At 42.0% G+C, this 19,546-nt stretch carries 21 protein-coding genes and 3 riboswitches; of the genes, 5 read left to right on the plus strand and 16 right to left on the minus strand.

Annotated features, from left to right (window positions below):
• Positions 1–173 precede the first annotated feature (173 nt).
• From QP439_RS01530 to QP439_RS01540, 3 genes are read right to left on the minus strand one after another with little or no spacing between them, the layout of a single operon-like run.
• A complete protein-coding gene (locus tag QP439_RS01530) occupies positions 174–2,417 on the minus strand; it encodes a heavy metal translocating P-type ATPase (RefSeq protein ID WP_285387269.1) in 2,244 nt (747 codons plus the stop codon).
• A 9-nt stretch (positions 2,418–2,426) separates the two neighbouring features.
• Positions 2,427–2,798, minus strand: coding sequence for a cupredoxin domain-containing protein (locus QP439_RS01535; RefSeq protein WP_000935061.1), 372 nt, complete (start codon positions 2,796–2,798; stop codon positions 2,427–2,429).
• A gap of 10 nt (positions 2,799–2,808) precedes the next feature.
• A complete protein-coding gene (locus tag QP439_RS01540; protein WP_042750305.1) occupies positions 2,809–3,204 on the minus strand; it encodes a CopY/TcrY family copper transport repressor in 396 nt (131 codons plus the stop codon).
• Between the two features lie 183 nt (positions 3,205–3,387).
• Positions 3,388–3,485, plus strand: a riboswitch (TPP riboswitch).
• Between the two features lie 83 nt (positions 3,486–3,568).
• On the opposite strand from QP439_RS01540, the gene thiD reads away from it, so the two are divergent.
• Positions 3,569–4,360 (plus strand): bifunctional hydroxymethylpyrimidine kinase/phosphomethylpyrimidine kinase, encoded by a 792-nt coding sequence (gene thiD, locus QP439_RS01545; protein ID WP_061589844.1) that lies wholly within the window; start codon positions 3,569–3,571, stop codon positions 4,358–4,360.
• Positions 4,361–4,507: 147 nt separating this feature from the next.
• Here the strand turns inward: thiD and thiE are convergent, their stop codons facing one another.
• From thiE to lctO, 9 genes are all read right to left on the minus strand, one after another.
• Positions 4,508–5,140 carry a thiamine phosphate synthase gene (thiE, locus tag QP439_RS01550; RefSeq protein ID WP_285387271.1) on the minus strand — a complete coding sequence of 211 codons (633 nt, stop codon included), beginning with the start codon at positions 5,138–5,140 and terminating at the stop codon, positions 4,508–4,510.
• Complete coding sequence (thiM, locus tag QP439_RS01555) at positions 5,133–5,936, minus strand: hydroxyethylthiazole kinase (protein WP_254754216.1); 804 nt, start codon at positions 5,934–5,936, stop codon at positions 5,133–5,135. The genes thiE and thiM overlap by 8 nt, the downstream gene beginning before the upstream one ends.
• Positions 5,936–6,460, minus strand: coding sequence for an energy coupling factor transporter S component ThiW (thiW, locus tag QP439_RS01560; protein WP_050236841.1), 525 nt, complete (start codon positions 6,458–6,460; stop codon positions 5,936–5,938). Before thiW ends, thiM begins: the two co-directional genes overlap by 1 nt.
• Positions 6,461–6,464: 4 nt before the next feature.
• Positions 6,465–7,157 (minus strand): thiaminase II, encoded by a 693-nt coding sequence (gene tenA, locus QP439_RS01565; RefSeq protein WP_254754215.1) that lies wholly within the window; start codon positions 7,155–7,157, stop codon positions 6,465–6,467.
• Positions 7,158–7,167: 10 nt separating this feature from the next.
• Complete coding sequence (locus QP439_RS01570; protein ID WP_254754214.1) at positions 7,168–7,818, minus strand: energy-coupling factor transporter transmembrane component T; 651 nt, start codon at positions 7,816–7,818, stop codon at positions 7,168–7,170.
• Between the two features lies 1 nt (position 7,819).
• A complete protein-coding gene (locus QP439_RS01575) occupies positions 7,820–9,205 on the minus strand; it encodes an ATP-binding cassette domain-containing protein (protein ID WP_254754213.1) in 1,386 nt (461 codons plus the stop codon).
• The gene (locus QP439_RS01580) at positions 9,206–9,766 is read right to left on the minus strand and encodes an ECF transporter S component (RefSeq protein ID WP_000915275.1); all 561 of its coding nucleotides are present in this window, start codon (positions 9,764–9,766) and stop codon (positions 9,206–9,208) included. It lies immediately after the preceding gene.
• 155 nt (positions 9,767–9,921) lie between these two features.
• A riboswitch (TPP riboswitch) is annotated at positions 9,922–10,010 on the minus strand.
• A 123-nt stretch (positions 10,011–10,133) separates the two neighbouring features.
• Positions 10,134–10,802: a TenA family protein gene (locus QP439_RS01585; RefSeq protein WP_285387278.1), complete on the minus strand. Its 669-nt coding sequence runs from the start codon at positions 10,800–10,802 to the stop codon at positions 10,134–10,136.
• Between the two features lie 215 nt (positions 10,803–11,017).
• Positions 11,018–11,106, minus strand: a riboswitch (TPP riboswitch).
• Between the two features lie 148 nt (positions 11,107–11,254).
• A complete protein-coding gene (gene lctO / locus QP439_RS01590) occupies positions 11,255–12,391 on the minus strand; it encodes an L-lactate oxidase (RefSeq protein ID WP_000120723.1) in 1,137 nt (378 codons plus the stop codon).
• 215 nt (positions 12,392–12,606) lie between these two features.
• Between lctO and QP439_RS01595 the strand changes: the two genes are divergently transcribed.
• The 4 genes from QP439_RS01595 to QP439_RS01610 are packed head-to-tail and all read left to right on the plus strand — an operon-like array spanning position 12,607 to position 15,561.
• Entirely contained in the window at positions 12,607–13,287 is a 681-nt protein-coding gene (locus QP439_RS01595; RefSeq protein ID WP_285387280.1) for an amino acid ABC transporter permease, read from the plus strand.
• Entirely contained in the window at positions 13,247–13,924 is a 678-nt protein-coding gene (locus QP439_RS01600) for an amino acid ABC transporter permease (RefSeq protein WP_285387282.1), read from the plus strand. Before QP439_RS01595 ends, QP439_RS01600 begins: the two co-directional genes overlap by 41 nt.
• Positions 13,925–14,683, plus strand: a complete 759-nt coding sequence (locus tag QP439_RS01605) for an amino acid ABC transporter ATP-binding protein (protein ID WP_285387284.1) — start codon at positions 13,925–13,927, stop codon at positions 14,681–14,683.
• An 11-nt stretch (positions 14,684–14,694) separates the two neighbouring features.
• Positions 14,695–15,561 (plus strand): cysteine ABC transporter substrate-binding protein, encoded by an 867-nt coding sequence (locus tag QP439_RS01610; protein WP_285387287.1) that lies wholly within the window; start codon positions 14,695–14,697, stop codon positions 15,559–15,561.
• A 61-nt stretch (positions 15,562–15,622) separates the two neighbouring features.
• Here QP439_RS01610 and pyrE read toward each other — a convergent pair whose 3' ends face one another.
• From pyrE to QP439_RS01630, 4 genes are all read right to left on the minus strand, one after another.
• Positions 15,623–16,255, minus strand: a complete 633-nt coding sequence (gene pyrE, locus QP439_RS01615; RefSeq protein WP_020901939.1) for an orotate phosphoribosyltransferase — start codon at positions 16,253–16,255, stop codon at positions 15,623–15,625.
• Positions 16,256–16,288: 33 nt separating this feature from the next.
• Entirely contained in the window at positions 16,289–16,990 is a 702-nt protein-coding gene (gene pyrF, locus QP439_RS01620) for an orotidine-5'-phosphate decarboxylase (protein ID WP_285387288.1), read from the minus strand.
• A 233-nt stretch (positions 16,991–17,223) separates the two neighbouring features.
• Entirely contained in the window at positions 17,224–18,477 is a 1,254-nt protein-coding gene (locus QP439_RS01625) for a cell division protein FtsQ/DivIB (protein ID WP_120718891.1), read from the minus strand.
• A 9-nt stretch (positions 18,478–18,486) separates the two neighbouring features.
• Positions 18,487–19,545 (minus strand): UDP-N-acetylglucosamine--N-acetylmuramyl-(pentapeptide) pyrophosphoryl-undecaprenol N-acetylglucosamine transferase, encoded by a 1,059-nt coding sequence (locus tag QP439_RS01630; RefSeq protein WP_285387292.1) that lies wholly within the window; start codon positions 19,543–19,545, stop codon positions 18,487–18,489.
• Position 19,546: the final 1 nt, after the last annotated feature.

Genomic DNA, 19,546 nt, shown 5'->3' on the forward strand with positions numbered 1-19,546 from the left:
ACAGTACAGTTTGAAAACGTTTTTGGTTTCTGTTTTATAATACTCAATGAAAATCAAAGAGCGAACTAGGAAGCTAGCCGCAGGTTGCTCAAAGCACAGCTTTGAGGTTGCAGACAAAGCTGACGTGGTTTGAAGAGATTTTCGAAGAGTATTAAAAGCGAGCAAGCCCGCTTTTAGTCTATTTTACTAAAGTTTAGTAAGAGTGAACTGGTCAGAACGGATACAGAACTAAAGGCCATGGCTAGACCTGCCAGTTCTGGGTTGAGAGCCAGTCCAACACCTGAAAAGACTCCTGCTGCAATCGGAATTCCGGCGACATTGTAGATAAAGGCCCAGAAAAGATTGAGCAGAATTCGATTAAAGGTTTTCTTACTCATGTCAAAAGCACGAACCACTCCTAGGAGGTTATTAGTTGTCAACACCAAATCTGCTGACTCGATGGCAATATCTGTTCCAGCTCCCATAGCAATCCCCACATCTGCTACACTAAGGGCAGGAGCGTCATTGATACCATCCCCAACAAAGGCTACTTTCCCAGTCGCTTGTAGTTTATGAATTTCATGGGCTTTTTCTTCTGGTAAGACACCTGCAATGACCTCTTCGATTCCGATCTGCTCGGCAATAGCACGCGCCACACCTGCATTGTCTCCTGTCAGCATGACTGTTTTAAGACCTCGTTTTTTCAACTGACTGATGGCAAGCTTAGCATTTTCCTTAGGAATATCTTGCAGAGCAAGCAAGCCTTTGATTTCATTGTCAACAGCCAAGAACACAACTGTCTTAGCTTCTTTTTCTAGTTGTTCTAGTTTTTCTTGATAAATGCTAGAAATATCCATGCCATCCAGCATTTTAGCATTTCCAAGCAAAACTTGTTTCCCATTGATTTGCCCTGAAACACCTTTTCCGTGCAAGGCTTGGAAATTTTCAACAGTGTGAAGCTCAAGTCCAGTTTCAGTCGCTCGCTTAACAATAGCCTCAGCCAGTGGGTGTTGAGAAGCTTCTTCCAAGGAAGCTGCCAATCCAAGCACTTCTACTTCGTCGCCTATGATATCTGTGACCACAGGCTTCCCTTCCGTCAAAGTTCCAGTCTTATCAAAGACAATCGTTTGAACTTTCTGGATTTCCTGTAGAACCGTTCCATTTTTGAGGAGAACTCCCATCTTGGCACTGCGACCTGTCCCCACCATAAGGGCTGTCGGTGTTGCAAGTCCCAAGGCACAAGGGCAGGCAATAATCAGAACTGCTACTCCATAGAGAAGCGAAGACACAAAGCTCGCTCCAAGCACGACTACACTATCCCTGAGCAAGACGAACCAAACCCAAAAGGTCACAATCCCTAAAATGACAACTGCTGGGACAAAAATCCCTGAAATTTTATCCGTCAAGTCCTGAATCGGCGCACGACTGGTCTGAGCTTTCTTCACAAAATCGACAATCTGAGCCAAAACAGTCTCTGAACCAACTTTTTCTGCTCTAAAAACAAGTGTTCCACTATTATTGATGGTTGAACCAATGACGGTATCTCCAACTGTCTTGTCCACTGGTAGGCTCTCACCTGTCACCATAGACTCATCAATACTAGAGATACCTTCTACTACGACACCATCAACCGCAATCTTTTCACCGGGACGCACTCGAATCAGGTCACCTACCTTGACTTGCTCCAAAGGGACTTGAACATAGTTATCCTCACGCAAGACTTCTGCAGTTTTAGCCTGCAAGTCAAGTAATTTCTCCACAGCTTGGGAAGTATTTTTCCGCATTTTCTCCTCAAAAACGGCTCCCATAAGAACGAAGAAGAAGATAAAGGCTGCACTTTCAAAGTAAACGGGGAGACCAGCGAAGAGGGCAACTAAGCTATAGAAATAGGCTACTAGAGTACCCAGCGCCACCAAGGTATCCATGTTGGCATTGTGCTTTTTAAAGCTAGCCCAAGCACTCTGGATATAAGGACCACCTGCTACTAGCATAATCGGTGTTGTGGCTAAAAAGGTGCCCCAACGCATGACTTGGTGACTAATTCCTCCTGTCGACATCCCAATCATGAGGATCACAAGAGGCACAGTAAAGATACTAGTAATCCAAAAACGCTGTAAAAGTGATAGAGATTTTCGAGTCTTCTCAACAACTGTATAACTTCCCTTTTGCATCTTCATACCACAAGAAAATTCATGTTGACCTAATTCTTGAGGTGTAAAACGAATGACTTTCTCCTCGTCTACGCCGATTGGTTCCAAGATGCCTTCTTCTTCAAACAGAATTTCCTTATAACAGTTTGAAGGTGTCACACGGTGAAAGGTGATCTCAGCAGGAACTCCTTTTTGCAGTTGAATGTGGGCTGGATGGTAGCCTTTGTCTGCCGTGATACGGATTTTTTGAACACCATTTTCAAGACTTGCTTTTACAATTTCAGTCATATCATTCTCCTATTCTACAATCATCTTGCCGTGCATCATATTCATGCCACAAGAGAAACCATACTCTCCAGCCTGCTCAGGCGTGATTTCCACTACATACTCTTCACCCATTGGCAGGTCCGCATGTACACCAAAATCTGGAAAAACAATTTGGTCCAGACAGGGTGAAGGATCCTTACGGTCAAAGACAATGCGGGCTGGCACTGATTTCTTGAGGATAATCAACTCAGGCGTATAGCCCCCCATGACTTCCACTCGAATCTCTTGGTAGCCGTTTTTTTGCTGGGCCTTTTGTCCAGATTTTTCAGGCTTTTTGAAAAACCAAAACAAGATAAACGCGATAAGGGCAATACAAATAATGGTTACAATACTATTTAACATGACGTCTCCTTTACATACAATTACATTTTACTTCTGTCACAGCGCTTGATTTCTTCTCAGAAATCACAGCTTCCAAGTCTTCCAAGTCAGTCTGAGTAAAATCACATTCAGCAATCAAATCAGCCAACAAGTTCTTAATCCTACGGGAACAAACCTTGTCCTTGATATCTTGGACAAGCAAGTCTCGGCTTTGGTCTAGAGTTAAAAGCGCCGAATAAACAAAGGACTTACCTTCTTTTTTCCTTGTCAGACACTCTTTCTCAACCAAACGAGCCAAAAGAGTTTGAATGGTTGACTTGGACCAGTCGAACCGCTCCGCCAGAACCCTGATCAAATCCGTACTGGTCTGCTCCCCTTGCATCCAAATAATCTTCATAACCTGCCATTCTGCATCTGAAATCTGCATAATTACGCCTCCTAAATCTACATTTGTCGATTACAGTTATTAGTATACTCTAAAAATCTACGTTTGTCAATTATGAAATTAATCTTTTCTTTGAAAAATAGAATTTTAACCCTATGATAAAGGATTTGCAGTCAAATCTTACTATATAAACTATGAAAATATGCTATACTAAAGAAAAAAGAAAACAACCACTAGGGGTGCGTAATGCTGAGATTAACGACTGTTAGACCCTTTGACTCAATCTAGGTAATGCTAGCTGATGGAAGTGGAAATGACAATGGGGACTAGCGGTCTTCTATTGCCTTTCTAAAACAGACTAGCTTGTTCTTAAGAATACAAACTTCAGTTGGTTGGGAGGTTTTAGATGACTTATTTACCCGTTGCTTTAACCATTGCAGGTACTGACCCTAGTGGTGGTGCTGGCATTATGGCTGACTTAAAGTCGTTCCAAGCTAGAGATGTCTATGGAATGGCCGTTGTGACCAGTCTTGTCGCTCAAAATACCAGAGGCGTTCAGCTAATCGAACATGTCTCAAATCAAATGTTGAAAGCCCAATTGGAGAGTGTCTTTTCGGATATTCCACCTCAGGCTGTAAAAACTGGAATGTTGGCAACTACCGAAATTATGGAAATCATCCAGCCCTATCTTAAAAAGCTGGATTGTCCCTACGTCCTTGACCCTGTTATGGTCGCAACAAGCGGAGACACCCTGATTGATACCAGTGCCAGAACCTACCTAAAAACAAACCTGCTTCCACTTGCAACCATTATCACTCCCAATCTTCCTGAGGCAGAAGAGATTGTTGGTTTTTCAATCCATGATCCTGAAGACATGCAACGTGCTGGTCGCCTGATTTTAAAAGAATTTGGTCCTCAGTCTGTGGTCATCAAAGGTGGGCATCTCGAAGGTGGTGCTAAAGATTTCCTCTTTACCAAGGATGACCAATTTGTCTGGGAAAGCCCACGAATTCAAACCTGTCATACCCATGGTACTGGGTGTACCTTTGCCGCTGTGATTACGGCTGAACTAGCCAAGGGCAAAAGTCTTTACCAGGCAGTCGATAAGGCCAAGGCCTTTATCACGAAAGCCATCCAAGACGCCCCTCAACTCGGTCATGGTTCTGGCCCAGTCAACCATACAAGTTTTAAAGATTAAAAAAACTCTCTAGTTCCCACTTTAAGGGAATTAGAGAGTTTTTATACTCTTCAAACTACGTCAGCTTTATCTACAACCTCAAAGCTGTGCTTTGAGCAACCTGCGGCGAGCTTCCTAGTTTGCTCTTTGATTTTCAGTGAGTATTAATTAACAAATAATATCATCCAACTTTGTTAAAAAGGCTTGCGTTTTTGCCTCTATATCCTCTGCCTGCATCAAATCACGCACTACAGCTATACCAGCTATTCCAGTGCCAATAAGTTGGTCAATGTTCTCTGACGTCAAGCCTCCAATAGCAACTACTGGAATGTCGACCCTTTGGCAAATTGTCTTCAAGGTTGAAATCAGCGTGATAGGCGCATTTTCCTTGGTCGTGGTTGGGAAAATGGCTCCTGTCCCCAAGTAATCTGCTCCCCCTTCTTCTGCCTCGAGGGCTCTTTTTACCGTTTTAGCTGTTACACCGAGTATTTTTTCAGGGCCCAAGACTTGTCGGGCAACCGAAACTGGCAGTTCATCGTCTCCAATATGCAGACCAGCAGCATCAACCGCAAGACAGACATCCAAACGATCATCAATGATCAAGGGTACCTGATAGGCATCTGTTATTTCCTTGACTTGTTTTGCCAGTTGATAATATTGATTGGTTGTGAGATTTTTTTCTCGTAATTGGACTATGGTAACTCCTGAACGGCAGGCTGTCTCAACCTTTTCAAGAAAACTTTCCAAGGAATCTTGGTAACGATTGGTTACTAGATAGAGTCTAAGTGATTTTCTATTCATAAACATCTCCTTTGATGGCATCTAGCCAATTTTCATCTCTTTTGAGGAGCGAAAGCTGATTAAGTACTTGGTAACGAAAATCTTCCAATCCCATTCCTTGAACAACGATTTTCTCAGCAGAGATATTGAGATAAGAGACTGCTAAGCAAGAAGCTTCAAAACCTGTCTTTCCTTGGCTGAGAAAAACAGCTGTTAAGGCTCCAACTAAGTCTCCCGTCCCTGTTATCCAGTCTAATTCTGCACAGCCATTCTCCAGTATAGCAACTTGATTCTCTGAAACGATGAGGTCCTTGGGGCCTGTGACTAAGAATGACATACCTGGATAGGTCTGACACCAGTCTTTCAAGACTTGAAGTAAATCCTCAGTTTCTTGATCTTTAGCACTGGCATCGACCCCAACGCCATGGTGTTTTAAGCCAACAAGACTTCGAATTTCCGACATGTTTCCTTTAAGGACCGTAGGGCTATAGTCTAAAAGGTCTCTGACTAAGCTCTTACGAATGGGTGACGCTGATACACCAACCGCATCAACTACCATTGGAAGACAAGCTTGATTTGCATAAGAAGCTGCCATACGGATTGCTTTTTCCTTCTCAGCTGACAAATGCCCCAAATTGATGAAGAGTGCCTGGCTTTGCTTAGTAAAATCAAGAACCTCACGGGGATCATCTGCCATGACAGGTTTGCATCCTAGAGCCAAAATCCCATTTGCCAGCATCTCACAAGAAATTTCATTGGTAATGCAGTGAATGAGGGAAGTCGTTTCCAAAGGAAAAGGATTTGATAATTCCAGCATCAGTCTATCCTTTCAGCAAAGAAATATCCCTGCACTTTTTTAAAGAATTCCTGCTTGATTAAAAATCGAAAGGCAATAAAGGAAATCGCTGTACCAATCAAGGTTGCTCCGAAAAATCGAGGAGTGTAGATAAACCAGCTAAGCTTAGCCGCTGATCCTGTAAAGAGTACCATAACAGGATAGGACACAATAGAACCAATAATACCTGTTCCCAAAATTTCTCCCAAGGCAGAAAAGTAAAATTTTCGACCATACTTATAAAAGAGGCCTGCTAGAAGGGCTCCAAAAGTCGCTCCTGTGAGAGCTAAAGGCGGAATCCCTTGAGTCGTCATACGGATAAAGGCTGTCACTGTAGCCATAGCCAAGGCATAAACAGGTCCCATCATGATTCCCGCTAGAATATTGACTACACTGGACATCGGTGCCATTCCCTCAATCCGAAAGATAGGTGTTAGGACTACATCAAGGGCAATCATCATGGATAAAATGGTTAATTTGTGAACTTGTAATTGGTGCTTTCTCATGTTTCTATTCTTCCCCTTTTTCTAAAGACTGTAAATCACTCTTCCATGTCTGGTGTTGGTAAGCCATTTCCCAAAACTTAGCTTCCATATGAACACTGATGTGGAAGGCATCTAGCATTTTTTGCTTGTCTGTCTCGTCACTTTCTCGATAGAGTTGATTGACCAGAGCCTCTTCCTCTCTGATCTGCTGCTCCAACTCATCTGTAATATAAGTTTCAATCCATTGTTGGTAGAGAGGATTTGGTGATGGTTTAAGATTAAGGGATTTGCCTATATCATGATATAACCAAGGACAAGGAAGTAAACTTGCAAAAGCGATGGCTAGATTTGTTTCTTCAAATTGCCGATAAATATGAGAGATATAATGATAGCAGGTTGGAGCGATTGGATGTTGCTCCATTTCCTGATCGCTGATTTCCAATTCCTTGAAAAATTGTTGGCGGATAAATAACTCACCCTCCACTAGACTCTGAGCATTTTGTTTCAAGAGTTTTTTCATCTCTTGGTTTGAAGTCTTCTCAGCCAAGAGGTGATAGGCTTCTGAGAAGGCCTTAAGATAGTAAGCATCCTGAATCAAGTAATAGCGAAAAATTGCAGGGTCTAAATTCCCCTCTTGCAACTGTAAAACAAAGGGGTGATGAAAGGAGGCCTGCCAAACTTCCTTGGATAATTCCATCGCAATATCTGTAAATTCCATAATATCTCCTTTATAAAAATAGACTGGTTTGAAGCAATAAAAAGAAAAGTAGGTAGATTAATTTTGTTTTTTTAGGAATATAAAAAGTCCGATAGCTATTCTCCACCTGTGCATGTTCGTCATATCCATGAGCCGACAGGGCTCTCAGATAAAGATGACGCCACCTAAAGACTGTCATCAGAACCTTGCTGTAAATCAAGGGAGACCAAAAATGCAGTTCTTGACCGCGCAATAAGCAAGCTTCCTTAAGGGACTTGATTTCTTGCTGAATGAGGGGGAAGGAATTGAATACCACAATCAAGGCATAGGCCCAAGAACGTGATAACCCCTTTTGAGCCAAGTACAAGAGAAGCTCTTTTAGGGCAATAGAGGAAACAAAGACAAGGCCAATACAAACCGTCACAAAAGCCCTCGTTCCAAGCATCACTGCCTGCGAAGCATCCCCATGTAACTGAACTGCCCAGTAGTTGGCAAAAGATGGCAAAATGGCGAGCAGAATCATCCAAGCTAACATTTTAAATCGACGATAATAAAGCATAAAGAAAATGCAAAATGCGACTACCGAAAGATTCAGAGCAATCGAAGGAATGAAAGATGTTTCCAGCGATAAAACCAGCAAGAAGAAACTGATAATTGGTGTCTGGGTTGCTACTTTGACCATACTATCTCACCTCCCCTTGAGTATTGCTACTCTGAGATGTGAGTGGTTTGGTAATTGTCACTTCTTTCACATTACTGAGACCCTGACTAGTCATCTCAATCCAATAATCAACCACAGAGATCAAGGGATCTAAACGATGGCTAATGATCAGAAAACTTCTTCCTTGATTTCTGTCTTCCACAATCCACTGACAAAAATAATGGCAGGCTCTATCATCCAAACCAGCAAAAGGTTCATCTAGTAAAATCACAGAAGCCTTGCTGGTCAAGATGGTCAAGAGCTGAAGAATCTTTTGCTGACCACCACTTAATTGATAGGGACTCTTATCAAGCGCCTGCTCCAGATCAAAATATCGTAAAGCTTGGAAAATTCGTTGATTTCTTTCAGAATCAGGTCCATCTAATTGAAGCTCTTCTCGTAGACTGACTCTGATAAACTGCTTCTCAGCTTCCTGAACAACACCCGTCAGGTCACGATACAAACTCTTTTTCTTTTTCAGGACTGTCCCATTCCAGCTAATGCGCCCCTTATACTTTTGAAATTGAAGAATAGACCGAAAAAGGGTTGATTTCCCTACACCATTGTCACCCAAAATACAGGAAATTCCTTGGTAGAGTGTAAAATCAGCAATTGAAAAGAGAGGGCGCTTCTCCAGCTCACAAGTCGTTCGGTCCATATGGAATAGTTCTGGGCTAGAAGCAACTTCCTTTGAAGCAACCTGTGTTATCTCAGAGGTAGGGATTTGAAACACTTCCCTTAGTTGTCCGTCTCTTAGCTCCACCATATGGTCGATATAGGCTTCATAGTCCGTTAAATCATGGTCACACAAAATAACTGTCTTCCCATCAGAGGCCAACTCTTTTATAATCTCCAGTATCTCTAACCTGCTCTTGCGGTCAATGGAAGCAAAGGGCTCATCCAAGAGATAGACCCTAGGATTCATAGCAAAGAGAACAGCCAAAGCAGCCTTTTGCTTTTCTCCACCTGATAAGTGATGAATGGGACGGTGCAAAATCGCCTTGCAGCGACATTGCTGGACAACCTCTGCTATTTTTGAATCAATTTCCTGAACGGGATGCCCAATATTTTCCAAGGTAAAAATCAGCTCCTCAAACAAGTTCTCCATGGTAAATTGATGATTGGGATTTTGAAAGAGAATACCAACCGTCTGGACACGTTCGATGATAGAAAGCTGACTGACCTCGCTCCCATTTATCAGGACTTGACCTCTATAGGGAAGAGAACTGACTTGGGCAATCATTTGAAAAAGACTCGATTTTCCTGAACCACTGCTCCCAACTAACAAGGTAAAGGCTTGCGCATGAAAAGTAAAATCAAGCGGCTCAGAGAAGATTGGGGACTGAATCGCTCGTAGTTCCAGCCCCATCTATGCCTTGCCCCCAGCTGCAAACTGATGATAAAGTTTGACAATGGCACGAACCAAGATAGTACAAAAGAAAAAGACAGAAATAAAACGTACTACAAGCAAGGAAAGGACAAAAGGAAGGGAGAAGGCGTAGTAACCTAACTTAATGTATTCATAGACAAAGCTAACAAGCGTAATCCCAATACTATTAGCAGTTAGAGATAGCCAGCTTTCATAGCGATTCTTGGTTACGATAAAACCAAGTTCACTTCCCAAACCTTGAACCAAGCCAGACAAAAGGGCACCTAGACCGAATTGGCTACCATAAAGGACTTCAGCAAGCGCAGCTAGCACTTCACCAATCGTTGCACTTCCGACTCTTGGAACAAAGATTGCAGCAATAGGCGCAGCCATACACCAGAGACCAAAGAGGATTTCATTGGCAAAGGCCTGCAAACCAAGAGGGGCTAAAATCAGAGTGAGGATATCAAACAGATAGCCAGATCCTACAAAAACGCCACCAAAAAAGATAGACAAGAAAGCAAGTAAAATAACATCTTTTAACTGCCATTTTTTCAACATAAAAAACTCCTTTTTAAAGAAAAGTGGAGCATTCAAGGAGACCTACCTAAATGCTTTGTATCATCTTCATCCAGTTTCGTAAAAGAAAAAACTCTAATTACAGATAGGAATTAGAGTTCAGCTTACAAGATTAGACAGTTCTTTTCGACATACGAAAAAAACATTTCACATTTCCCTTCGCCAGTATTAACTGTATCAGGTTCAATGGGTATCATCTCAGCCTAAAGCACCCCAAATGTCTTTATTATTTAATTACTGGACTAGTATAACAGAAATTGAAAGCCCTAGCAAGATATTTGACCGAAAAATATATTTATATATTTTGCCACTTAATTCTTTTAAGCTACATAAAAAGATTACATCTGTCCTATAATTCATAACCAATATCAAAAAAGGCTAATTCTAAAGCAACCGCTTGATTCCAGCGTTGCTGAAGTTCTGCCAAATCTTCTCGACCTTTCCCTACACGATTGAGTTCGTCAACCAGAAATTGAACCCACTCTGCAAAGAAAGGACCTCTGTGGAGATTGATCCATTCCGAATGAATATAGGCTTCAGGTAGAGCCAAATCTTTAGAACCCCAATCTAAATAGAGACCTTCTGCAATAACCAGCATGACCAAAAGATGGGCATAATCTGATGATGACACAGCAGAATACATAAGCTCCTGAAAAGCTTTTGTTACAGGGTGCAAGGTCACTTCTAGATACTCACTCTCAGATACTTTTAACTCTTTGAAAGCCTTTTGGAAATAACCGTCTTCATCTGCTTCAAGAAAGCCTAGTTGCTTGGCAAAACGAAGCTTGGATTCAAGCTGGTCTGCGTGGGCTACGCAAGCACCCAGCATGGATAAGAAGGCATCAAAGAAGTGATAATCTTGAACCAGGTATTCTTTTAAGACCTTATTCTCAATTGTCCCCGCAAAAAGTTCCTTAACAAAACGATGATTGATTGCAGCCTGCCAATCCTTCTGACTGCTTTTTAATAATTCTCCAACAGTCAAACCTGGCTGAAATGCATAGTCTTGTATTTCCATATTTACTTTTCCTCTCTTTACTCGTTCGTAATCAACAAAACATCAAGAAAATCCCAGTTTTACTTGACCTTTTTAAAGAAAATCAAGGGCGTTCAAGAAGAGCTACCTAAATGCTTTGTATCACCTTCATCCAGCTTATATAAACAAAAAAACTCCAATTACAATCAAGAATTAGAGTTGACTTATAAGATTAGATCGTTCATTTCACCATACGAAAAAAACTGTTCACATTTCCCTTCGCCAGTCTTAACTGTATCAGGTTCAATGGGTATCATCTCAGCCTAAAGCACCCCAAATGTCTTTATTATTTAATTACTGCACCAGTATAGCAAAAAATGAAAGCCCTAGCAAGATATTTGATTGGAAAATATATTTATATTGTTTTTAATGGTGATTTCTTCCTCCTATAGACGAAGAAAAACCTCCACATCAAGTGGAGGCAAGCTGTTTTATCAATACAATTTTAAGTCGCGTGGGTCAACTGGGAAGGTTGGGTTGTATGGGTTGTGACGAAGTTTGAAGTGTTTGACATCTTCAATAGTCTGAGTTCCAGACAACTGCATAACTGTCTTCAATTCTGCATTCAAGTGTTCAAAGACTTGACGCACACCGACACTACCACCGAGAGCCAAGCCATAGATGACAGGGCGACCAATAGCTACCAAGTCTGCTCCTGAGGCCAAGGCTTTAAAGACGTGTTGACCACGACGAATACCTGAGTCAAAGACGATTGGCACACGTTTATCAACTGCTTCTGCTACTTCTTGAAGTGAATCAAAGGCAGCTGGTCCACCGTCGATTTGGCGACCACCGTGGTTGGTTACCCAGATACCAGAAGCTCCTGCAGCAAGCGAACGTTCAACGTCCTCACGGCATTGTGGTCCCTTGACATAAACAGGAAGTCCTGAGTATTCAGCGATGAATTCTACGTCACGTGGAGATAGGCGTTGTTTAGCTGATTTGTAAACAAAGTCCATTGATTTACCAGCACCTTCTGGCAGGTATTCTTCAACAATCGGCATACCAACTGGGAAGACAAAACCATTACGCTTATCAACCTCACGATTGCCCCCTACAGTTGCATCTGCAGTCAAGACAATCGCTTTGTAGCCTTCAGCCTTCACACGGTCCATGATGTGGCGGTTAATCCCGTCATCTTTACTAAAGTAAAATTGGAACCAATGGGGTGTACCTTGAAGAGCTTCTGTAATTTCTGGAAGATCGACAGTAGAGTAAGAACTGGTTGTATAGAGGGACCCAAACTCATGCACACCACGCGCAGTAGCCACTTCACCCTGTTCATTTGCTAATTTATGAGCCGCAACAGGCGCCATGATGATTGGTGAAGACAATTTTTCACCTGCAAATTCAATCTCTGTACTTGGATTTTCAACATTGCAAAGCGTATGTGGAACGATAAGCTTGTGGTTAAAGGCACGGATATTTTCACGTAAAGTGAAGGTATCTTCCGCCCCACTAGCGATATAGCCAAATGCTGCTTTAGGAATAACTTGTTGCGCCATTGGTTCCAAATCATAGGTATTGATGAAATCTACATGGCCTTCTGCATTGCTTGTTTTGTATGACATAAAATGTCCTCCTTAATAAGTAAGCGTTTACTTTGTGTATTACAAAAATATCTTAACTCTTTTTTCAAAACTTTTCAAATATTTTGTTTGTAAATTTCAGAAATTTTATTTCTATAATAAAAAATCCTTATAACGGCAATAAAAAATACATATTATCCAAAGGAGATTTTAAGTGCTACAATATCTGTATTATTTCTAGATGGGAGGTTCTATTTTTGGATTGGTCCATTGTTGAACAATATCTACCACTATATCAAAAGGCATTTCTTCTAACCTTGCATATTGCAGTTTGGGGAATTTTGGGATCCTTTCTGCTCGGTTTAATCGTTAGTATCATCCGGCATTATCGAATTCCTGTTTTGGCGCAAGTAGCGACAGCCTATATCGAATTATCACGCAATACGCCCCTTTTGATTCAACTCTTCTTTCTCTACTTCGGTCTTCCCCGAATCGGGATTGTTCTCTCTTCAGAAGTCTGTGCAACGCTGGGACTTGTCTTTTTAGGAGGCTCCTATATGGCAGAATCTTTCCGAAGTGGGCTGGAAGCCGTCAGTCAAACCCAGCAAGAGATTGGCCTCGCTATCGGTCTGACACCTCTACAGGTCTTTCGCTATGTGGTTCTTCCGCAAGCAACAGCGGTTGCCCTACCGTCTTTTAGTGCCAATGTCATTTTCCTCATCAAGGAAACCTCTGTTTTCTCAGCAGTGGCTTTGGCTGACCTCATGTACGTCGCCAAGGACTTGATTGGGCTCTACTATGAGACAGACATTGCGCTAGCTATGTTGGTAGTTGCTTACCTGATTATGCTGCTCCCCATCTCACTGGTCTTTAGCTGGATAGAAAGGAGGCTCCGCCATGCAGGATTCGGGAATCCAAGTACTCTTTCAGGGAAATAATCTCCTGAGAATCTTACAGGGATTGGGCGTTACGATTGGAATTTCTATCCTGTCTGTCCTCTTATCCATGATATTCGGAACAGTCATGGGAATCATCATGACCTCCCATTCTAGAATCGTACGATTTTTAACACGATTGTATCTGGAATTCATCCGTATTATGCCCCAGCTTGTTCTACTTTTCATCGTTTACTTTGGCTTGGCTCGAAACTTTAATATCAATATCTCAGGTGAGATTTCTGCTATTATCGTTTTTACCCTCTGGGGAACAGCTGAAATGGGGGACTTAGTCCGTGGAGCTATCACTTCCCTCCCTAAACATCAGTTTGAAAGTGGACAAGCACTGGGCTTGACCAATATTCAACTTTACTACCACATCATCATCCCACAGGTCTTGAGAAGACTACTTCCACAAGCGATCAATCTTGTCACTCGGATGATTAAAACGACTTCCTTGGTTGTCCTGATTGGGGTTGTTGAAGTGACCAAGGTTGGACAACAAATCATCGATAGCAATCGCCTGACTATCCCAACTGCTTCCTTTTGGATTTATGGAACCATCCTGGTCTTGTATTTCGCAGTCTGCTTTCCTATTTCCAAACTATCCACTCACTTAGAAAAACATTGGAGGAACTAAATGTCTGAAACTATTTTAGAAATCAAGGAGCTAAAAAAATCCTTCGGAGACAATCCTATCCTCCAAGGTCTTTCTCTAGATATCAAAAAAGGGGAAGTTGTGGTCATCCTAGGGCCATCTGGTTGTGGGAAAAGTACCCTCCTTCGTTGCCTCAATGGATTAGAAAGTATTCAAGGTGGAGATATCCTTCTGGATGGTCAGTCTATCGTTGAAAATAAAAAAGACTTTCACCTAGTTCGCCAAAAGATTGGCATGGTTTTTCAAAGCTATGAACTCTTTCCCCATCTGGATGTCCTTCAAAATCTCATCCTAGGCCCTATCAAGGCTCAAGGACGCGATAAGAAGGAAGTAACTGAAGAAGCTTTGCAACTACTGGAACGTGTCGGTTTGCTAGATAAACAACATAGCTTCGCACGTCAATTGTCTGGTGGACAGAAGCAACGGGTTGCAATTGTCCGTGCCCTCCTCATGCACCCAGAAATTATCCTCTTTGACGAAGTGACTGCTTCGCTGGATCCAGAAATGGTGCGGGAGGTTCTGGAACTTATCAATGATTTGGCCCAAGAAGGCCGTACCATGATTTTAGTAACCCATGAAATGCAGTTTGCCCAAGCAATTGCCGATCGGATTATCTTCCTAGACCAAGGGAAGATTGCTGAAGAAGGAAGGGCTCAAGATTTCTTCACCAATCCGCAAACTAAACGAGCTCAGGAATTCTTAAACGTCTTTGACTTTAGCCAATTTGGCTCATATCTATAAAGGAGATTCTTATGAAACTAATCAAACCACTCTTAACTGTTTTGGCACTTGCCTTTGCCCTTATCTTTGTCACAGCTTGTAGCTCAGGTGGAAATGCTGGCTCATCATCTGGAAAAACGACTGCCAAGGCACGCACTATTGATGAAATCAAAAAAAGCGGTGAACTACGAATCGCCGTATTTGGAGACAAGAAACCGTTTGGCTACGTTGACAATGACGGTTCCTACCAAGGTTACGATATCGAATTGGGGAACCAACTGGCTCAAGACTTTGGTGTCAAGGTTAAATACGTTTCAGTCGATGCTGCCAACCGTGCTGAATACTTGATTTCAAACAAGGTGGATATTACCCTTGCCAACTTTACAGTGACTGACGAACGTAAGAAACAAGTTGATTTTGCCCTTCCATACATGAAAGTCTCTCTGGGTATCGTATCACCTAAGACTGGTCTCATTACAGACGTCAAACAACTTGAAGGTAAAACTTTGATTGTTACAAAAGGAACGACTGCTGAGACTTATTTTGAAAAGAATCATCCAGAAATCAAACTTCAAAAATACGACCAATACAGTGACTCTTACCAAGCCCTTCTTGACGGACGTGGAGATGCCTTCTCTACTGACAATACTGAAGTCCTAGCTTGGGCGCTTGAAAACAAAGGATTTGAAGTAGGAATTACTTCTCTTGGTAATCCAGATACCATTGCAGCAGCAGTTCAAAAAGGCAACCAAGAATTGCTAGACTTCATCAATAAAGATATTGAAAAATTAGGCAAGGAAAACTTCTTCCACAAGGCCTATGAAAAAACACTTCACCCAACCTACGGTGACGCTGCTAAGGCAGATGACCTAGTTGTTGAAGGTGGAAAAGTCGACTAATACTCAATGAAATCACAAAAAGAAATCAGGTAATCCTAGTGACTACCTGATTTTCTATGTTTTAGGCATTTTGCCAATTTTCTTGGTCTTCTTTAAATCGTTTTAGGAGATCTAAGCCTTCTGGTGTGATGTAACCTTCTTCTTGAGCTAGGTGAATGAGTTCACTGTAGTTAGAAAGTGTTAACAGCTTAACACCAGCATCTGAGAAGTTCTTATCTGCTTTTGGCAATTGGTAGCTGAAAATCGCTACAACTCCAAGAACATCTGCTCCTTCTCGTTTAGCAGCTGCTACAGCTTCAAGAACAGAACCACCAGTTGAAATAAGGTCTTCAACCACTACCATTTTTTGACCTTGAGCTACGCGGCCTTCGATTTGGTTACCAGCTCCGTGGTCTTTTGGTTTGCTACGGATATAGGCAAAAGGCAAGTTCATCTTATCAGCAATGATAGCTCCGTGTGGAATCCCAGCTGTCGCAGTTCCTGCAATCACTTCTACATCTGGAAAGGCTTCTTTGATAGCATCTACAAAACCATTTTCAATGAGAGTACGAGTTTCTGGATAGGCTAGTGTCACACGATTATCCGTGTAAATCGGTGACTTGATACCAGATGCCCAAGTGAAAGGCTCCTCTGGTTTGAGGTAAACTGCTTGAATTTTCAAGAGGTGGCTAGCGATATCTTTAGCAAGTGTCATGGTATTCTCCTTTTATTTTTCTAATCTAGTTCTTTAATTCCAGTCCTGTGTCCATTCATCCTTGATGGCATGATAAGCTGCAACAGGATCCTCAGCTTGGGTAATGGGACGTCCCACTACAATATAGTCACTGCCGATTTGATAGGCATCTGCTGGCGTCATCACACGTTTTTGGTCTCCAACCGCAGCACCTGCAGGACGAATGCCCGGTGTCAGACAGATAAACTCTGGATTGGTAGCCTGCTTGATGAGTTGCACTTCCTGAGCCGAGCAAACAACACCATCTAATCCAGCTTCAGCTGTCTTCTTAGCATAATGAATCACAGACTCTTGCAGGCTGGTTTGGATATTTTGAAAATCCTGCATCTGAGCTTCCGAGGTTGATGTCAGTTGAGTCACTGCAATCAATTTTGCTTGGTTTCCAAGACCTTCACGCGCAGCCTTCATCATCTCTACACCGCCAGCAGCATGAACATTGGTCATATCCACACCAAGCTGAGACAAGACCTTCATGGCTGACTTGACTGTATTCGGAATGTCATGAAGCTTGAGATCCAAAAAGACACTGTGTCCCAGATCTTTTAAGTAGGATACAATCTCAGGACCTGCTGCGTAATAAAGCTCCATCCCTACCTTAAGATAAAGACTTTCTTCCTCTGGAAAAAGAGCTAAGAATTCCTTGACCGCCTCAAAACTAGGAAAATCAAGAGCAATGACTGGACGATGTTCTCGCATAGGTTTCTCCTTTTACCTTTGCTAGTGAGAGAGTCTGGCCACAAGAAGTCACGAAAAAAGGAACCTGGCAACAGCAAGGTTCCACGAAAAATGGGTAGTCTCCACCCTTTCACCGTCTAACCTTAGCTGCCTCTCTGGACTGCTTTAAAGGTTTTTTACTATTCTATTATTTCTACTAGTACTTGTCAAGTAAAAACATGGTCACTAAAGAACTATAAGAGAAAAAGTAAAGCCTAGCGACGCGATGAACGCTGGTTTGTTTGATTTCGATTGCTCTCTTCCTCCAGCTTTTTCTTCTCTTCTTCCAATTTATTCTGCTGTTCTTCCAGTCTTTTCTTCTCTTCCTCTTTCTGCTTCTTCTCAGCTTCCTTAGCCTCTTGTTTGGCTTTTTCCTCAGCCTCCATAATTAATTTATCCGCAACTGTGTAACTGTAAACTCCAGCTTCCATGTCAATCACACTTGGTTCTGACAATTGAGGCTTAATCTTACTGTAGTAAGGCAATTTCTTACTCATTTCAGAAAGGGGAACCAAGACTTCGTCCGAATCATTCATAGTCAATCGAATTAAATCTGATGTCACCTTGCTTGGGGCTAGTTCCACCTTTTCGATGGCTGCTTTGAGTTCTGGACTAATTTGAGCAAGTTCTGACGTAAAGGCTTTGATTTGTTGGCTGTCATTAAAGAGAACTGATATATAAGTTTCTGGCAGACTTACCAAACTGACCGAACTGGTCTCAAGCTGACCGCTTGAAAGGATTGGATAATGACTTTCTCCAGAAACATAGTAGGCAACAATATCATATTCCTTGACCTTGATAGTAAACTTGGTTGGAAATTGATAGACGAGCTGGGCTGATTCAACCCAATAGTTAGACTTGATCTGCTCTTCATATTTTGCCTTATCTAGCAGAAGGTTAATCGTATAATCCGAATCCTGAATGCCTGAAGCCTGTCGAATATCATCAGCTGTAGTTTGCACTGTTCCCTCAACACGAATATCCTTCATGGTCGCATAAGGGCTGAGCAAGTATGCAGAGACAACCAATAAAAGCAAACTGAGAAACAAAATCGAGATAGCCCGCCAGATATGAACTCCTGGAATTTTCGGTTTAACCGGTTTTTCCTTTACAGGCTTTTTCTCTACTTTTTTAGCCTGTTTATTCTGTTTCTTTGGTTCTTTGGATTTTGGTTCTTCTTTGGCTACTTCTTTTTTGACGTCTTCTGACTTTTCTACTTTTTCTTCAGACTCTTCTTTAGCTGATTCTGGGTCTTTTGGTTCAGATTCACTCTCTTGCTCCTCAGTTTTATCTGACTTTTCAGATTTCGAAGCCATTCGAGCTTGTCTTTCCTTTTCCTTCTCCTCAGCTAGGGCCGCCTCTTCTTCAGCCTTCTTTTTTAGATATTCTTGGTTTCGTTTCTGCCATTCTGATAACTCTTTAAATTCTTCGAGGATTTCTTTGCCCTCATTTTTCTTATCTTTTGACATTTACTTTCCTTATGATAAATCTTTTTTCAACAATTGATAAAAATCTGCTAGAGATTTCAATTCCTTAGAAGCCTTCATCTTAGCCTGGTAGTCTTCCTTGTGACTTAGTAAGTGAGAAAGCTTCTCTTCCAAACTATCCAAGGTCAAATCGCTTTCTTGAAGCTCTTCTGCATAGCCTTTTTTTACAAAGTAAGCTGCGTTCTCAATCTGGTCACCACGACTTGCTTCACGACCAAGTGGCACAATGACATGTAATTTTGCCATGGCCAAAAGCTCAAAAATCGTATTAGCGCCACCTCGTGTCACAACAATGTCAGCCAATTCCATCAAGGGTTGATAGAGATTGGTCACATAGTCAACACGAAAGAGATTTTGGCTCAACTCATTCATGCTAGAATCTCCAGTTAAATTGATAATATTGTAGCGTTCTGTCAGTTCTTTCTTATGGTCTGTCACCAATTGGTTAAAGACACGAGCGCCTGCAGAACCACCGACAAACAATACAGTTGGCAATTTAGGATTAAAGTGAGTTTGAATATCCACCAATTCATCGGGTTCTGGATTTTTTTGATCTGAAACCTTGGTCACTGCTCCCACATGCTCAACCTTAGACAAACTTGAAGCTTGCTCAAAGGTTGAATACATCTTAGTTGCAAACTTATAGGCAATTTTATTTGCCAAGCCCATAGATAGGTCAGATTCGTGAATAAAGACTGGCACTCCTGACACACGCGCAGCGATAACAGGTGGCACAGAGACAAAGCCTCCCTTTGAAAAAAGAGCTTGTGGACGAAGTCGCAACATGATAAAGAGCGATTGGACAATTCCCCAACCAACTTTAAAGACGTCCAGCATATTTTGCCAAGAGAAGTAACGACGCAATTTGCCAGTCGCAATGGAATGGAAGGTTACATCTAGACCCGACTTGAGGATTTCTTGGTGTTCGATACCACGCTTGTCCCCGATATAGTGGACTTCCCAGCCATCTTCGATGAACTTAGGCATTAACAAAAGGTTAAGGGTTACGTGTCCAACCGTCCCCCCACCTGTAAAGACAATTTTTTTCATA

Source organism: Streptococcus sp. UMB1203, from assembly GCF_030217725.1.
Lineage (GTDB): Bacteria > Bacillota > Bacilli > Lactobacillales > Streptococcaceae > Streptococcus.

What these genes read in the sequence shown, in the direction of transcription:
- lctO (WP_000120723.1), bottom strand. Translation starts at nt 12,391, where the DNA reads ATGTCATACAAAACAAGCAATGCAGAAGGCCATGTAGATTTCATCAAT.
- QP439_RS01530 (WP_285387269.1), bottom strand. Translation starts at nt 2,417, where the DNA reads ATGACTGAAATTGTAAAAGCAAGTCTTGAAAATGGTGTTCAAAAAATC.
- thiE (WP_285387271.1), bottom strand. Translation starts at nt 5,140, where the DNA reads ATGAATAGAAAATCACTTAGACTCTATCTAGTAACCAATCGTTACCAA.
- QP439_RS01535 (WP_000935061.1), bottom strand. Translation starts at nt 2,798, where the DNA reads ATGTTAAATAGTATTGTAACCATTATTTGTATTGCCCTTATCGCGTTT.
- QP439_RS01610 (WP_285387287.1), top strand. Translation starts at nt 14,695, where the DNA reads ATGAAACTAATCAAACCACTCTTAACTGTTTTGGCACTTGCCTTTGCC.
- tenA (WP_254754215.1), bottom strand. Translation starts at nt 7,157, where the DNA reads ATGGAATTTACAGATATTGCGATGGAATTATCCAAGGAAGTTTGGCAG.
- QP439_RS01585 (WP_285387278.1), bottom strand. Translation starts at nt 10,802, where the DNA reads ATGGAAATACAAGACTATGCATTTCAGCCAGGTTTGACTGTTGGAGAA.
- QP439_RS01570 (WP_254754214.1), bottom strand. Translation starts at nt 7,818, where the DNA reads ATGGTCAAAGTAGCAACCCAGACACCAATTATCAGTTTCTTCTTGCTG.
- pyrE (WP_020901939.1), bottom strand. Translation starts at nt 16,255, where the DNA reads ATGACACTTGCTAAAGATATCGCTAGCCACCTCTTGAAAATTCAAGCA.
- thiW (WP_050236841.1), bottom strand. Translation starts at nt 6,460, where the DNA reads ATGAGAAAGCACCAATTACAAGTTCACAAATTAACCATTTTATCCATG.
- QP439_RS01625 (WP_120718891.1), bottom strand. Translation starts at nt 18,477, where the DNA reads ATGTCAAAAGATAAGAAAAATGAGGGCAAAGAAATCCTCGAAGAATTT.
- thiM (WP_254754216.1), bottom strand. Translation starts at nt 5,936, where the DNA reads ATGCTGGAATTATCAAATCCTTTTCCTTTGGAAACGACTTCCCTCATT.
- QP439_RS01600 (WP_285387282.1), top strand. Translation starts at nt 13,247, where the DNA reads ATGCAGGATTCGGGAATCCAAGTACTCTTTCAGGGAAATAATCTCCTG.
- QP439_RS01575 (WP_254754213.1), bottom strand. Translation starts at nt 9,205, where the DNA reads ATGGGGCTGGAACTACGAGCGATTCAGTCCCCAATCTTCTCTGAGCCG.
- QP439_RS01630 (WP_285387292.1), bottom strand. Translation starts at nt 19,545, where the DNA reads ATGAAAAAAATTGTCTTTACAGGTGGGGGGACGGTTGGACACGTAACC.
- pyrF (WP_285387288.1), bottom strand. Translation starts at nt 16,990, where the DNA reads ATGCGAGAACATCGTCCAGTCATTGCTCTTGATTTTCCTAGTTTTGAG.
- QP439_RS01580 (WP_000915275.1), bottom strand. Translation starts at nt 9,766, where the DNA reads ATGTTGAAAAAATGGCAGTTAAAAGATGTTATTTTACTTGCTTTCTTG.
- thiD (WP_061589844.1), top strand. Translation starts at nt 3,569, where the DNA reads ATGACTTATTTACCCGTTGCTTTAACCATTGCAGGTACTGACCCTAGT.
- QP439_RS01605 (WP_285387284.1), top strand. Translation starts at nt 13,925, where the DNA reads ATGTCTGAAACTATTTTAGAAATCAAGGAGCTAAAAAAATCCTTCGGA.
- QP439_RS01540 (WP_042750305.1), bottom strand. Translation starts at nt 3,204, where the DNA reads ATGCAGATTTCAGATGCAGAATGGCAGGTTATGAAGATTATTTGGATG.